Source organism: Geobacillus sp. WSUCF-018B, assembly GCF_002809985.1.
Taxonomy (GTDB): Bacteria; Bacillota; Bacilli; order Bacillales; family Anoxybacillaceae; genus Geobacillus; species Geobacillus thermophilus.
Genome location: NZ_PIJF01000003.1, coordinates 32,167 through 45,173, shown reverse-complemented (window position 1 = coordinate 45,173; position 13,007 = coordinate 32,167). Strand labels below are relative to the sequence as shown.

The following is a 13,007-nucleotide window of genomic DNA, read 5'->3' as shown; positions in this document are numbered from 1 at the left end:
AATTATACGTTCCGTTTCTATTTTTGTCAATGTTTTTTCTTTACAACCATCCGGACGCCTGAAAAAAGAAGAGGCAACAGGAAAGGCATACTTCCATTATTTCTAAATCCTGTTACTTGCATGCACATATGCCTCCGGCGGCTCGACGCGTTCCGCCAAAACCGGACGACAACATCACGACGCCCTTCCTAGGTTGATCTTTGCCGCCGCATGTTCCATACTAGATGAGAGACAGGAGGTGCGCTTATGACGAGCCATCGTTTCAGCGCCGAGCGACGTCCGTTCCATGGGGGGAAGCGGCCATGAAAGCTGTTGGCGTGATCGTCGAGTACAATCCATTTCATAACGGCCATCGATATCACTTGCAAGAGACGCGTGAAAAGACAGGAGCGGACTGCCTCGTCGCCGTCATGAGCGGAAATTTTCTGCAACGCGGCGAGCCGGCCATTGTTTCAAAATGGGCGCGGGCCAAAATGGCGCTGGCAGCCGGCGTCGATCTCGTCATTGAACTGCCATATGCCTTCGCCGTTCAGGCGGCGGAGCGATTTGCCGATGGAGCGGTGCGGCTGCTCGATGCCCTCGGCTGCGAAGAGCTTTGCTTTGGGAGCGAATCCGGCGACATTGCTGCTTTTTTAGCCGCCGCGAAGACGTTGTTTGCGCAAAAAGAGGAGTTTGACGCCCTCGTCCGCGCCGAACTTCAGCGTGGGCAAAGCTTTCCGAAAGCGAATGCCAAGGCGTGGGATCAGCTCCGCTCCGTCCCGCTTGATTTGGCGCAGCCAAACAACGTGCTCGGATTAGCCTACGTGAAAGCCATTTGGCGGCACAAGCTCTCCATCATGCCGCGCACGATTCCCCGCCTCGCCGCTGGCTATCATGACGAGTCGTTTTCCCATCCATCGATCGCCAGCGCCACAAGCGTGCGAAAGACGCTGCGACAAACTGGGCAGCTTGCGTCGATTGCGCCATACGTCCCTCCAACGACGCTCGAGCAGCTGCGCCAATATCGGCAAACGTATGGGCGCTGGCATGATTGGGAAGCGTATTTTCCGCTCTTGAAGTATCGGCTGCTGACGGCAACCAAGGAGGAACTGCGCCGCACGGCCGGAATCGAGGAAGGCGTGGAGCACCGGTTAAAGGAAAAAATTACCGTTGCCGAAACGTTCGCTTCTTTCATCGCCGCCGTCAAAACGAAACGGTACACGTGGACAAGGCTGCAGCGAATGTGCGCGCACGTGCTGACCAACTTCACAAAGGAAGAACAAACGAAGACATCCGATCCCACATACATCAGGCTGCTCGGCATGAGCGAAACCGGCCGCCGCTACTTGCAGCGGGTGAAAAAAGAGCTGGCGCTGCCGCTGATTACGAAAGCGGCTAAATTGAACGGCGATCCGCTTTACGAGCAAGAAAAAAGGGCGGCCGCCGTCTATGCAGCCGCCCTTCCTGAGCCGCTGTACAGCGCCGCGCTCAAAGAAGAATACGCAACGACCCCCATTTACGCTTCCGGCATGGAGCGCAAATAACGGATCGCATCTTCAAACGTATCGACCGGGACGATTTTCATGTTCGTCCCGATTTTTTTCGCGGTCTGCACCGCCTCCCGGTAGTTCGATGACGGGGAGCCATGTTCATTCGGAGCGAAAAACACTTCCGCGCCCGCGCGGTCAGCGGCCACGACTTTTTGTGAAACACCGCCGATCGGGCCGACTTGCCCATGAATGTCGATCGTTCCGGTGCCGGCAATGTTATGGCCTTTCGTCATATCTTCTTCAACGAGCTGATTGTAAATTTCAAGCGAAAACATCAGCCCCGCCGACGGACCGCCGATCTGTTCCGAGTCAACGTCAACCGGCGGGTCGGTGCGGACGTCATAATCGGTCATGAGCGTCACCCCAAGGCCGATTTGGTTTGGATGGTGCGGGAACGGCTTCAGCCGGAGCTCGACCTCCCGCCGCTCCCCCTCGCGGACAAACGCGATGCGGACGCGGTCTCCCTCTTTTTTCTTCCGAATGTAGTCGATGATTTGCTCCGACGTTGTCAACGGCCGGCCGTCGACCGCGGCGAGGCGGTCGCCGGCCTGCAAGCGTCCCTCCGCCGGCATGTCAGGGAGAACGTTCATCACATACACACCTTTCGGCTCATATGAAACCGGCTTTCCAGCGTGCCGGTAAGCGACGACAATCGCCGCTTCCTTTGACTGTTCCATCAGTTCTAGCTGACGCATCGTATATTCTTTGTCGCTTTCCCCTTCCTGTTTAATCTCTTCAACCGGATGCAGCTCATAAAACGGGCGGATATGGGCGAGCAAGTACGCGATGACGTTCGCCCGCCCCATGCGGACCGTCGTCAACATGAACGCCCCCGCATCGCGGTCGCCGTGCTCGACATGAACAAGCGGCGTTAACTTTTGCGCGCTTCCCGGCATCGTCACGTAATACGGCAATTTCATAAAAATAAGCAAAACGGCAAGGACGGCGCCAAAGAAAAACGCCGCTATATACGTCCGTTTCTTCATTGGTGCTTTGGCTCCTTCCACTGTTCAATCGCTTGGCGGATCGCCCCGGCTTGTTTCCGCGCTTCCTCTTCGCCGCGGGCAATAATGTCTTCGATATGGGTGAACGCCCGCGAGCTGTATTGCTCTACGCGCGGCCGGATCATCACGTCCGAGGCGAGTTCCCGATGGGCGACGAGCTCGGCTTGCAAAATATCAAGGCTCTGCCAAATGACATCCACAATCGAGGCAATTTCCGCCTCTTTGTTCAACGGGGCGACATCGACCGCGATGACAAGATCAGCCCCCATCGCCCGAACGACCGATACCGGCACGCGGTCCACGACACCGCCATCAACAAGCAGCCGCCCGTCCACCGCCGCGGGCACAAAAATGCCGGGGATCGAGATGCTCGCCCGCACAGCCTGGGCCGCATCCCCTTGCCGAAACACGACTTTTTCCCCCGTCTGCAAATCAGCGGCGATGACCGCCACCGGCGGAGAAAGCTCTTCAATCCGCCTCCCTTTCGTCAACAAACGAATGAATTCGGTGATGCGCTCACCGGCGATCAGCCCCATTTTCGGCACCGTCCAATCGAGAAAATCGTTGCGCCGGAACGACTTGGCGAGCCGATAAAGGCGGCTGAGGCCGTGGCCGCTCGCATAAAGGACAGCCACAAGCGCGCCGATGCTGCTGCCGGCCAAATAAGAAATAGGGATTCCTTCCTCCTCCAGCACTTTCAATACGCCGAGGTGAGCAAATCCGCGCGCGCCCCCTGACCCGAGCGCCAATCCGATCTTCGGCGGCACGATTCTCCCCCCTTTGCTGCGGCGCTCCCTCGCTTTCATCTTATGGTCTAAACCGCCCCCCTATGCTCGTATATTAGGTTATATGAGGTTGTACCGCGCAAGGCCGCACGGCAAAAAAAAGGGGGGGAGAACATTGAAGCGAAACTGGGGAGCGAAACTGAAAACGGCGCTGCTCGCTTCCGCTGTGACGTTATTCGCCTTTTCGCTCATTTGTTATCCAAAACAGTCGCTCCAAGCATCCATTCGCGGGTTAAATATGTGGTGGGAAGTCGTGTTCCCGTCGCTCCTGCCGTTTTTCATTGTCTCGGAGCTGCTCATCAGCTTTGGCGTCGTTAGCTTTCTCGGCGTCTTGCTGGAGCCGCTGATGCGCCCGCTTTTTCGCGTCCCAGGCGTCGGCGGGTTTGCCTGGGCGATGGGGATGGCATCCGGCTACCCGTCGGGGGCGAAGCTGACCGCCCGCCTGTATCAAGAAAAACAACTGTCGACCATCGAGGCCGAGCGGCTCTCTTCGTTCACCAATTCTTCCAACCCGCTATTTATATTTGGGGCTGTTTCAGCTGGGTTTTTTAACAATCCGCAGCTTGGTTTGTTGCTGGCCGCCTCCCATTATTTAGGGAACATTGCCGTCGGACTAGTGATGCGCTTTCACGGCATCCGGAAAGAACGGGGGCAGCCGAAGCGGCGGCCGCGCTCATTTTCGCTCCCGTATGCGCTGCGCACGCTCCACAAAACGCGGCTGAAGAATGAACAGCCGCTTGGCAAGCTGCTCGGCGATGCCGTCCGCTCTTCCGTTCAAACGTTGTTGATGATCGGCGGCTTTATTATTCTCTTTTCCGTCGTCAACCAATTGTTGTATATGATGCACTTGACCGAACAGCTCGCCCCCTTGCTGCGCCAGCTGCTCCGGCTCGTCCAGCTTCCGGAGCAGCTTGATATTCCGATTTTTTCCGGGTTGTTTGAAATTACGCTCGGCAGCCAAATGATCAGCCAGACAGATGAAGCCGAGCTGCTGGAAAAGGCGGTGGCCGTCAGCTTCGTCTTGGCTTTCGGTGGCTTTTCCGTTCAAGCGCAAGTGGCCAGCATTCTCGCTGAGGCCAACATCCGCTTTCAACCGTTTTTCATCGCCCGTTTTCTGCATGGAGTTTTTGCGGCTTCATTTACATATTTGCTTTGGGAGCCGTTGTACCTTCGGGCGGCAGGCAACGAAACCGGCAACATTCCGGTGTTTTGGCACGCCGCCGCAGAGAGCGTCTGGCACGAAAGATGGCAATGGCTGCAGCACTATGGGCCGCTGGCCACGATGCTGTTTCTGTGCCTTTATATATGGCTCGCCGCCAACGCAAGCAACAAAACGCGCGGACGCTTGTGACTGCCCGCGCTGCCGGCCCCGCGGCGCCATCCGGCCGCCGGGGCGGCTCTCGATGCTTTTGCATCCCGCTTCTCCGCCGGCAAAATAAGGGATCGGCGGATCGGTTCCGCCCTTGGACAGAACAGCCTTTTCCTAGCCGTCAATCGGCGGCCATCGAGGCGAATTTCCGCTTCAGGGCCGCCTCGACAACCGGCGGCACAAGTTCGGAGATGTCGCCGTTATATTTAGCGACCTCCTTGACGATGCTTGAACTCAAAAACGCATACTGGCTGTTCGTCATCATAAAAAACGTTTCAATGTTCTCGTCCAAGACGCGGTTCATCGATGTAATTTGCATTTCATACTCGAAGTCAGACACCGCGCGCAAACCGCGCAAAATGGCGTTGGCGTTTTTGCTGCGGGCATAGTCGACAAGCAGGCCGTGAAACGATTCGACATGCACGTTTTCTAGCGTCCGCGTCACCTCGCGCAGCAGCTCCATCCGCTCCTCAACCGTAAACAGCGGCTTTTTCGAGGAATTGTTTAACACCGCCACATAAACTTTGTCAAATACTTTTGCCCCCCGTTTGATAATATCCAAATGCCCGTATGTCACCGGATCAAAGCTCCCCGGGCAAACGGCAATGCTCGCCATCGCGTTCGTCCCCTTTCTGTTCGTCAGTCCGGCGGTAAATAGTGACGCCGGTGATGCCGTATGTTTCCCGCTTCCACTGCTTCAAGCGGCCGACTTCTTCCGGCAGCTCGGCCTCAGCCAAATGTTCGGCAACGACAACGCCATCGTCCTCCAACAAATCGTGGCTGGCGATAAACGATAACAGCGCCGGCCACTTTTTCTCCTTGTACGGAGGATCGAGAAAGATGACGGAAAAGCGCAGGCCTCGCTTCGCCACCGCCCTCAACGCCCGCTCGGCGTCGTTGCGGTAAATTTCCGCCCGGCGCTCAAGTCCACAGGCGGCAACGTTTTTTCGGACCGTCTGCACGGCCTTTCCGTCATGATCGACGAAAATGACGCGCTCAAGCCCGCGGCTGAGCGCTTCGATGCCCAAGCCGCCGCTGCCGGCGAACAAATCGAGGCCGATGCCGCCGGCGAAATACGGGCCGATCATATTAAAAACCGCTTCTTTCACCTTGTCGGTCGTCGGCCGCGTCGACAATCCTGGAACCGCTTGCAGATGCCGGCCTTTGCATGTTCCGGAAATGACTCTCATTGCGTTCACCTAATTCGTTGTTTTCATGGTCGTCTTATCATGTTTATTATAGTCAAACTTGAGAATTTTTCATAGCCGCGTGTATAGAAATCAGAAAACCGTCCATAATGAGTAATGGCAACACCGTAGATGGCGTTGTTGCCAATGACGGAGAAGACTTACGTTTCCCCATAAGTTCTTCCTCCGGTTTCTCCTCTCCCTTTTCTTTTTCTTTCCGTTCCCTGTTCCGCCCCGCGCGGAGGCAAGGAATTGGAAAGGGCCTTGCGGATCCGTTTGTCCGCAAGGTTTTTTTTTTGATTGCAATTTCTGCAATGGACCGGTAAAGTTATGAATGGACGATGATCGCAAGGAGGACCGTACATGATCCAGCGTTTTATCGAACTTGGCGAAGGCTATTCCGATATATATGAGCTGATGGAGCTGGCGCGCGCCAACCGCCACCGTTTATCCGGCTTTTTTGCTTTCCATACGGTGAAAAAAGGCCAGGCGGTCGTCTCCTTGGTTGTTGTGCTCCACCCAACCGACCCGGGCGACTTTCAACCGCTTTACATTTGCCGTGAAGGTGTTCCCGATCCCTCCGTCAAACCGAACAAACGGTACGATTTGTTTGCGGAAACCGCGAAAGAGCTTGGCTTTGGCGTCATCCATCTCGACGTCAAGCCGTCAACGATGTTCGCGGAACTCGACTTATATTATCAGCACTTAATCGGCATTATGCGAATGAACCGCTTCATCCCGCCGCTCCAATAGCCAAAAAAAGAGCAGGGCTAAGGCCCGCTCTTTTCTTTCATCCAAGCGAATACGGGGAGTCTTTCTCTTTCTCCCCTTTCGATTCAAACTCCAGCTTTAAAAACGGACGATACGACGGCTCAACGCGTTTGACGAACGGGAGCGCCGCCAGTTTTTTCATCACATGGTCGACTTGCTCCATGTCGCAGTACAGAACGGCATATTTCAGCCGCTTTGAAATATAGTGAATGTTGCCGAATTTGCGCAGCTGCTTCCCGTATTTCAATGAATGAAGCCAAACGATAATCCCTTGCCGTTTTGGAAACATAGTCCTTTCCCCTTTTTTCTATGCTCGGCAGCCGCAGCCTCCGCCGGATCTGCAGCCGCCGGAACAGCCGGCTGACAGGAAGTACGGGTTCCCGGTCGGCACTTTGACATGTTCCGAGACAGCCTTGCCGATCAACACGCTAATGTCATCAAGCAGCTGTTGCAGCGCTTTTTCCGACTCTTTAAAGGCGGCCACCGTCTCATGCAAATCAAGCTCCCGTTTCGCCTCACGCACTTCTTTCATCACGTTGCGGTAATCGGGATGGTATTTGCCGAAGCGCTGCACCTCCTCATACCGCTCTTTCAGCTTGACGAAACGGGCGATCAGCTGCTGAGCGCGGCGGTCTTGTTTGAGCCGCCGAAACGCGCGGCGGTATTCATCCGCCACCTCCGACTCGACAACCATTTTCGCCAACGATTCTGCTTTATCCAAAATCTCGATGCGCTCGAGAGTAGCGATCCTCACAAATATAGCACCTCCATCTTTCATCATACCATGAATAAAAGGAAAATGGAAAGGGAGGAGATCATGAAGGAAAAGAAGAGCGCAAAAAAAAAGACTATCCGAAGGCAGAAAGAGACTCTGCCGGATAGCCTTGTCTCCTGTCGAGCTTTACGGGATCGTCACTTCAAATTCATGCATCATGCCGGTCATCTTTCCATCGTTATAGACGAGCTCAAGGCGGATCATATGCTTTCCGCTTGGCAGGCCGCGCACGATAAAGGCGGCCGTATACACTTCCGTCATTTTCTGTCCATTGAGATACACGTTGATATGGCCGCCCCCCTCTCCTTTGCGAAACGGAAATTGCGCGGCCAAACATTCCACGAGCACGTCATGCCCTTTCACTTCATATTTGACATGCCATGGGTGATTCGCTGTCGGCGCATGAACAGCGGCCGCTGCCGTCTCCGGCCGTCCGCCGGCATACGCCCATAACAGCACCACACACCCGAACCATACAAGCCATTTCGGCAAAGGCATCACTCCCTTTCAGAGCTAGTCTTTGCCGTTTGCCGCCAAATTAGTCGCGCAGCGCTTTAAACATTTGCCACATGAGAGAGGCCATCTGCAACGATTGGGAAATTTTTTCTACTTTATCGGGGATCGTCTGCCCGTAATGGCGCAAGGCGGCCAACTGGAGCGCCGACAGCTCGTGCGGACGGCGAGCGAGCAGCCGGTACCAGCGCGGCTGTTCACGCACAAACGCGCGCAACATCGGGTTTGCCTGCACATATTGCCATACATCTCTTCTCATTGCTACCACCCTTTAGTCTTGGCGAAACGAAAACGGATGCTCCTCTTTGTTGGGCCGTTGCGGACTGGCTCCTTGAAATTCAGACAGAATGCCCTGGATCGCAGCGAGGGCCTGTTGGACGCTTGCCAAGTGTTTTTGCACTTCTGCCGCGTCAAGCTGTCCAAGCATCGCCGCGAGCTTATCAAGCCATTTGCTTGCTCCCTTTTCCTCTCTTTTCTCCTTGCCGCCTGCGTCTCGGTACGGTTCCCATATGTCGTCATCCTCTCCGAACAAGTACCAGTCCTCATACACTTGCTTCCACGTCTTTTTGCCGCTGCGCACCTCTTGAATGAGTTTCGGGTGTTTTTTGACAAACTGTTTGAACTGTTCAACGGAAGGATGCAGAGGCTTGGCCATAACCGTTTTCATCCCTTTCATCCACTCATGCCTATCTGCCATATCATATCGCGCCCAGCAGGCAAAGGTGCGCCCAAATTTTCATAGCGGCGTCAGGAAATTTTGCGTATAATAATCGGCATAAACGCCGACGCCAAGGTGGGTAAATTCCGCATTCAGCATAATTTCCCGGTGCTTTTGGCTGTTCAGCCACCCAACCGTCGCCTCGACGCCATCTACTTGATGAGCGGCAATATTTTCCCCAGCGAGCTGAAATGAAACGCCCAAGGCGCCAAGCCGTTTGGATAAATCGCCGTATTGCGGCGATTCATGGGAGAAGAACTGGTGGTCATGCATATCCTGGCTATGCTTGGCGGCAGCCATGGCGGCTTTGCTGTCCCAGACAAGGGGGGGAAGCTCATGACGGCGGCGGATCAAGTTCGTCCAGTCAAAAATTTGCTTCGCATTGGCCGCATCGACCTGCCGCTGTTCTTTCTCTGACAACGGGGCAGCCGCGGGCAGGCGGCCGCGGTACACAAGCTCATACGGCCGCAGTTTCACAAACGTTTCTGCGTCCATGAGGCGAACAGCGGCCACACGGCCGGTAAACCGGTCGATGTACAGCTGGGCATACGCCTCTCCCACTTTAACGACCGGTCTTGAGGAATAATCTTGTTCCGACAGCTCAAACCGGTACGTCCCGCTGCTTAGTGTAATCTTAATGTTGGACAGGACGGGCATCGTTTGGAAAATCGTCTGCAGACGCTGGCCAATCGCAAACGGCTCGACGTTCACCTTTTCCCCGCCGACTAAAGCCGTGACGATTTTGCCGCCAAGCACCCCGATTTGGAAATACGATTCAGGGCGGCGGCTGTACACCCACCAATCGTAGCCATAAGCTGACGGATCAATTCGATCCGGCGCGCCGAACTGCTTTTTCGCCTCTTGCGCCGGCCGGCCGATCAACGCAGCGACGCCGGCGGTTGCTTTCGGTTCTTTCAGCGTGTATCCATTTGTTTTGGGCTGCTCCGGAGGGCTTTGCGGCGGCGGACTCGGCACAAAATAGTAAAACCCGATCAATAAGAACAAAAAAAGAAAAAACCATTTCACACGGCAACTCCCGCTTTCTGCAACAATCTCCTTATTGCCATTATAGCCGTTTTTCACAGGCAAAAAAAGGGGGCGTCCAAAAAGACCGCCCTTCCCTTCAAGAAACAATGTCTGTCCGTATTCAGTCAATGGACGCGATGTTGTTCAGAAATCTCGCTCAGCGCACGGCCGGCGCTCTCATCCGAATAACGGTTCGTCGCCAAGTCGCCGAGGGCAACGATGCCGACTAAACGGCCGCCTTCAACGACCGGGAGACGGCGAATTTGATGGCGCGCCATGATGTCCGCCGCTTTTTGCACGGAATCGTCCGGCGACACCGTCACCAGCTCGCGGCTCATCACTTCGGTCACCGCCGTTGAACCCGGATGTTTTTCCGCGATGCCGCGCACGACTAAATCGCGGTCCGTAATCATTCCGACGAGGCGGCCTTGATCGACGATCGGAATGGCGCCAACATTAAATTCACGCATTTTTACAGCCACTTCATACATGTTGTCAAGCGGGGTGCAATATTGCACATCCGTCGACATGATGTCCCGCACCGTTTGCATTGTCCGTCTCTCCTTTCTGCTTTTATTGTGCATCCGGCAGCGAGAAAAAATGCAAGCAAAACGGAAATAATGGCAAACAATTCGTTGAAATGCAAACCGTTTTCGTACTATTATAAATGAGGGGACGATTTCCTTTTTGGCACTTTACATACCTGCGTTGTTAGGAGGAAGAAACATGAAATTTGACAATAGCGGTCTTGAAAATCAAACGGTTGAACTGTCCCGCCTTGATGACATCATGGCGCGCCACGGTTTTGTACGCGCGGCGCAGTGGGATTACGAACGGGTCACATACGACCGGAAATACGTGATTAAAGAGGGAACATACTATTTGCGTGTTCAAGGGTACGCGATCGAAGGGGATGTCGACTCGCGCTATGCACTCATTAAACTGCTCACACCGATTTTAGGGAAACATTACTATCCGCATGGCGTTGAATATGGCGAAGATGAGCATTTTCCATCTTCCCTTGTCGGCCAATGCCAAAAAGTATTGGAGCAAGTCAAACGCGAAATTGAAAAGACGAAAGAGTAAAGAAAAAACGCATGAGAGCTCTTTTCTCATGCGTTTTTACGTCGCGACAAGCCGTTTGACCGTCACATCGACCGACTCGGCGCTGTATGGCGTCATCGCGGCGATCTCCTCGGCAATTTGCTGCTGCAGCTGCCGGCAAACCGCGAGCACCGACGCCCCATACCGGACGGATAGCTTCACGCTGATGCGGCAGCGGTCCTCTTGTGAAACAGCTACAAATATTTCGCAATCGTCCATTACAACGTCTTCCCATTCCCGCACACACATCATGACAATCGTCAACAGCGTCGCTTCTACGGCGCTCCGCTTCCGATGCCGGGACGTCTTCACCGCACTCCCCCCGCAGCGTATGAGCTATTTTTGTTATGTTATGCGATCCGGCCGGCCGATGCCACTTACCTCTAAAATCCGAGCACTGCTTTAATCAGCGAGGTCGTCTGCCCACCCGGGTACAGGACGTAAAGAAGCAAATACACGATGACCCCCGTCGAAGCGCTGCCGAACCAAATAATGCTCGTCACCGGCCCAAGCCGGCGATGGCGGGAGCGGCTGTCTTTCAGCCCCGTCCAGATCGTCACAAGGCCAAATACGGCGCCCACTGTCGCCAACATGATATGGAAAATAAGAAACACCGTATAATAGACTTTGACATTCTCCGGTCCGCCGAAGCTCGTATTGCCAATAAACAACGTCCGCGACATGTAAATGATGAAAAACAACAGCGCAAAGACGGCGGCGGCCAACATCACCTTTTTATGCGCTTCCGTCCGTTTGCGGCTGATCAAATACCAGCCGTAAGCAACAAGCAAAGCGCTGATCACGATGCAGCTTGTGCTGATCGTCGGTAAAATCGCCATAGCTTCTCTCCCTTTCCTTCGTCTCTTTATGGCGTATGGCGCCTTACAGTTTCGTCGGCCGCGGCGCCATATCCATGCTCGGTTCTTTTTCTCGTTCTTTCCGATACCACTCGCTAAAAATAAAGAACAACATCACTCCGTATACAATTTCTTGAATAATTTTCATCAATACTCCGCCGAGCTGCTGATCATGAAGCGGGGACATCGACAAAAACATTTGCGGTCCGGTCAAATCAAGCGACGCCAACACCCCCTGCGGCACGCAAAGCGCCAACCCGGTCATCCATGCTTCCGGATCCGTGTACGTCTCATAAAGCGGGGTGCCGGCGAAAATAATAAGTGCACAAGCCGGTGTAAGGAGCATGCCGTCGGCAAAAATATAGCCCATTTTTTTTAACCCGGATAATGTCGTCCATCCGGAAAGTTTATTCACAAGCGGCCACCACATGAGGAAGGCTGCAATAAAAATGACCGTTGTGACAAACGCATGCAAAAACATGTTCGTTTTCACGATGTCAAAAACCATTGGGACGTGGTACAAAGAAAATAACCCATTAAACAAAAGCAAAGACACAATCGGCTTTGTCAACAGCTGAAACGAACGGCGAACCGCTGCAATCCGGAACATCCGCTCATAAAACTGCTCCGGAATCCCTAAAATAAAACATTGCGGCACTGTTAAGTAAAGCAACGCCATTTGCACCATGTGAGCGGTGAACGTCAAATGGCCCATCAAATCAAGCGGAGAGCCTTTGCATACGTAAAGAAGCACTATTCCTGTCAAAAAGTACGCTTTTTGTTTCCTCGAAACGGGGGCATCAAGGCCAAACCGCTGCCGCCACGGTCCGGTAGCTCCAAGGTATAATAAAGCAACAGCCGCCAACGCCAACAGAAAAAACGGACTCCAAAGCGCAACGGGACCAAACATTTGCAGCGATTGAAACATACTGATTCCCTCCTGCCTTGTCCTTTCCCCATTATACTACATGCCGCCGCATGAGCGCTATTAAAAAAAGGGGAAACCGGTGCTGCAACACCGATCCCCCCTTTGCTTACCACCAAATGACCGTCGAAAACGCCCACACAAGCAGAAGCATGACAAGCACACCGCCGTACATAAACATCGATGGAAATTCATGCCCTTTATGACTCATATGCATGAAATAGTACAACTGAAACGCCACTTGCACGCCAGCTAAAAGCAAAATAAACGGAACGACAAACCAATGGGAAAACTCTTCGTAGCCGACCGCGGCGAAAGAGATGAGCGTCAACAAAATCATCAGCACGAAGGCGATGAGTTGATGGCGCATGTCTTCCGCATTTTTGCGGCGGCGGTATGCCAAATCGACGCGTTCATTTCCGGAGTTCGTTTGGTTCGCCATAC

At 53.9% G+C, this 13,007-nt stretch carries 19 protein-coding genes; 4 read left to right on the top strand and 15 right to left on the bottom strand.

All coding sequences use genetic code 11. The features are described 5' to 3' along the window. Nucleotides 1-302 precede the first annotated feature (302 nt). A complete protein-coding gene (locus tag CV944_RS01885; RefSeq protein ID WP_047818092.1) occupies nt 303-1,523 on the top strand; it encodes a nucleotidyltransferase in 1,221 nt (406 codons plus the stop codon). Here the strand turns inward: CV944_RS01885 and CV944_RS01880 are convergent. Then, nucleotides 1,496-2,515 carry a SepM family pheromone-processing serine protease gene (locus CV944_RS01880; RefSeq protein WP_044742629.1) on the bottom strand — a complete coding sequence of 340 codons (1,020 nt, stop codon included), beginning with the start codon at nt 2,513-2,515 and terminating at the stop codon, nt 1,496-1,498. The genes CV944_RS01885 and CV944_RS01880 overlap by 28 nt on opposite strands. After that, nucleotides 2,512-3,300 carry a patatin-like phospholipase family protein gene (locus tag CV944_RS01875; RefSeq protein ID WP_100659473.1) on the bottom strand — a complete coding sequence of 263 codons (789 nt, stop codon included), beginning with the start codon at nt 3,298-3,300 and terminating at the stop codon, nt 2,512-2,514. Before CV944_RS01875 ends, CV944_RS01880 begins: the two co-directional genes overlap by 4 nt. 133 nt (nt 3,301-3,433) lie before the next feature. Here CV944_RS01875 and ylbJ point away from each other — a divergent pair, with 133 nt between their 5' ends. Further along, a complete protein-coding gene (ylbJ, locus tag CV944_RS01870) occupies nt 3,434-4,669 on the top strand; it encodes a sporulation integral membrane protein YlbJ (protein WP_033010260.1) in 1,236 nt (411 codons plus the stop codon). 139 nt (nt 4,670-4,808) lie between these two features. Here the strand turns inward: ylbJ and coaD are convergent, their stop codons facing one another. Together coaD and rsmD are read right to left on the bottom strand one after the other, a co-directional pair. Further along, entirely contained in the window at nt 4,809-5,303 is a 495-nt protein-coding gene (gene coaD, locus CV944_RS01865) for a pantetheine-phosphate adenylyltransferase (RefSeq protein WP_033010262.1), read from the bottom strand. Next, nucleotides 5,269-5,877 (bottom strand): 16S rRNA (guanine(966)-N(2))-methyltransferase RsmD, encoded by a 609-nt coding sequence (gene rsmD, locus CV944_RS01860; RefSeq protein WP_044742664.1) that lies wholly within the window; start codon nt 5,875-5,877, stop codon nt 5,269-5,271. The genes coaD and rsmD overlap by 35 nt, the downstream gene beginning before the upstream one ends. A gap of 360 nt (nt 5,878-6,237) precedes the next feature. On the opposite strand from rsmD, the gene CV944_RS01850 reads away from it, so the two are divergent. Beyond that, nucleotides 6,238-6,627, top strand: a complete 390-nt coding sequence (locus CV944_RS01850; protein WP_033010264.1) for a DUF7147 family protein — start codon at nt 6,238-6,240, stop codon at nt 6,625-6,627. Nucleotides 6,628-6,664: 37 nt separating this feature from the next. On the opposite strand, the gene CV944_RS01845 is transcribed toward CV944_RS01850, so the two are convergent. The 7 genes from CV944_RS01845 to CV944_RS01815 all read right to left on the bottom strand — a co-directional run bounded on the left by CV944_RS01845 (nt 6,665) and on the right by CV944_RS01815 (nt 10,228). Next, nucleotides 6,665-6,934, bottom strand: coding sequence for a YlbG family protein (locus CV944_RS01845; protein WP_044742663.1), 270 nt, complete (start codon nt 6,932-6,934; stop codon nt 6,665-6,667). Between the two features lie 18 nt (nt 6,935-6,952). Next, on the bottom strand, nt 6,953-7,399 hold the full coding sequence (locus tag CV944_RS01840; protein WP_033010267.1) for a YlbF/YmcA family competence regulator: 447 nt from the start codon (nt 7,397-7,399) through the stop codon (nt 6,953-6,955). A 147-nt stretch (nt 7,400-7,546) separates the two neighbouring features. Next, nucleotides 7,547-7,918, bottom strand: a complete 372-nt coding sequence (locus tag CV944_RS01835; protein WP_033010268.1) for a hypothetical protein — start codon at nt 7,916-7,918, stop codon at nt 7,547-7,549. A 40-nt stretch (nt 7,919-7,958) separates the two neighbouring features. Further along, nucleotides 7,959-8,192, bottom strand: coding sequence for a YlbE-like family protein (locus CV944_RS01830; protein ID WP_033010269.1), 234 nt, complete (start codon nt 8,190-8,192; stop codon nt 7,959-7,961). A gap of 12 nt (nt 8,193-8,204) precedes the next feature. Continuing rightward, a complete protein-coding gene (locus tag CV944_RS01825; RefSeq protein ID WP_033010270.1) occupies nt 8,205-8,588 on the bottom strand; it encodes a YlbD family protein in 384 nt (127 codons plus the stop codon). A gap of 81 nt (nt 8,589-8,669) precedes the next feature. Next, nucleotides 8,670-9,677, bottom strand: a complete 1,008-nt coding sequence (locus CV944_RS01820) for a CAP domain-containing protein (protein WP_033010282.1) — start codon at nt 9,675-9,677, stop codon at nt 8,670-8,672. A 125-nt stretch (nt 9,678-9,802) separates the two neighbouring features. Then, nucleotides 9,803-10,228 (bottom strand): CBS domain-containing protein, encoded by a 426-nt coding sequence (locus CV944_RS01815; RefSeq protein WP_033010272.1) that lies wholly within the window; start codon nt 10,226-10,228, stop codon nt 9,803-9,805. A 175-nt stretch (nt 10,229-10,403) separates the two neighbouring features. Here CV944_RS01815 and CV944_RS01810 point away from each other — a divergent pair, with 175 nt between their 5' ends. Continuing rightward, entirely contained in the window at nt 10,404-10,763 is a 360-nt protein-coding gene (locus CV944_RS01810; protein WP_033010273.1) for a YugN family protein, read from the top strand. A gap of 36 nt (nt 10,764-10,799) precedes the next feature. On the opposite strand, the gene CV944_RS01805 is transcribed toward CV944_RS01810, so the two are convergent. From CV944_RS01805 to ctaF, 4 genes are all read right to left on the bottom strand, one after another. Continuing rightward, complete coding sequence (locus tag CV944_RS01805) at nt 10,800-11,093, bottom strand: Asp23/Gls24 family envelope stress response protein (RefSeq protein ID WP_033010274.1); 294 nt, start codon at nt 11,091-11,093, stop codon at nt 10,800-10,802. Nucleotides 11,094-11,164: 71 nt separating this feature from the next. Beyond that, nucleotides 11,165-11,620, bottom strand: a complete 456-nt coding sequence (locus CV944_RS01800; RefSeq protein WP_033010275.1) for a DUF420 domain-containing protein — start codon at nt 11,618-11,620, stop codon at nt 11,165-11,167. A 43-nt stretch (nt 11,621-11,663) separates the two neighbouring features. Next, on the bottom strand, nt 11,664-12,566 hold the full coding sequence (ctaG, locus tag CV944_RS01795; protein WP_044742660.1) for a cytochrome c oxidase assembly factor CtaG: 903 nt from the start codon (nt 12,564-12,566) through the stop codon (nt 11,664-11,666). A gap of 106 nt (nt 12,567-12,672) precedes the next feature. Next, the gene (gene ctaF / locus CV944_RS01790) at nt 12,673-13,005 is read right to left on the bottom strand and encodes a cytochrome c oxidase subunit IVB (RefSeq protein ID WP_100659472.1); all 333 of its coding nucleotides are present in this window, start codon (nt 13,003-13,005) and stop codon (nt 12,673-12,675) included. Between the last annotated feature and the right edge of the window lie 2 nt (nt 13,006-13,007).

Bases quoted from the DNA above. Each gene is read 5' to 3' on its own strand.
- CV944_RS01825 (WP_033010270.1), bottom strand. From the start codon at position 8,588: ATGGCCAAGCCTCTGCATCCTTCCGTTGAACAGTTCAAACAGTTTGTC.
- CV944_RS01845 (WP_044742663.1), bottom strand. From the start codon at position 6,934: ATGTTTCCAAAACGGCAAGGGATTATCGTTTGGCTTCATTCATTGAAA.
- ctaF (WP_100659472.1), bottom strand. From the start codon at position 13,005: ATGGCGAACCAAACGAACTCCGGAAATGAACGCGTCGATTTGGCATAC.
- CV944_RS01880 (WP_044742629.1), bottom strand. From the start codon at position 2,515: ATGAAGAAACGGACGTATATAGCGGCGTTTTTCTTTGGCGCCGTCCTT.
- rsmD (WP_044742664.1), bottom strand. From the start codon at position 5,877: ATGAGAGTCATTTCCGGAACATGCAAAGGCCGGCATCTGCAAGCGGTT.
- ctaG (WP_044742660.1), bottom strand. From the start codon at position 12,566: ATGTTTCAATCGCTGCAAATGTTTGGTCCCGTTGCGCTTTGGAGTCCG.
- CV944_RS01810 (WP_033010273.1), top strand. From the start codon at position 10,404: ATGAAATTTGACAATAGCGGTCTTGAAAATCAAACGGTTGAACTGTCC.
- CV944_RS01800 (WP_033010275.1), bottom strand. From the start codon at position 11,620: ATGGCGATTTTACCGACGATCAGCACAAGCTGCATCGTGATCAGCGCT.
- coaD (WP_033010262.1), bottom strand. From the start codon at position 5,303: ATGGCGAGCATTGCCGTTTGCCCGGGGAGCTTTGATCCGGTGACATAC.
- CV944_RS01835 (WP_033010268.1), bottom strand. From the start codon at position 7,918: ATGCCTTTGCCGAAATGGCTTGTATGGTTCGGGTGTGTGGTGCTGTTA.
- CV944_RS01815 (WP_033010272.1), bottom strand. From the start codon at position 10,228: ATGCAAACGGTGCGGGACATCATGTCGACGGATGTGCAATATTGCACC.
- CV944_RS01885 (WP_047818092.1), top strand. From the start codon at position 303: ATGAAAGCTGTTGGCGTGATCGTCGAGTACAATCCATTTCATAACGGC.
- CV944_RS01830 (WP_033010269.1), bottom strand. From the start codon at position 8,192: ATGAGAAGAGATGTATGGCAATATGTGCAGGCAAACCCGATGTTGCGC.
- CV944_RS01850 (WP_033010264.1), top strand. From the start codon at position 6,238: ATGATCCAGCGTTTTATCGAACTTGGCGAAGGCTATTCCGATATATAT.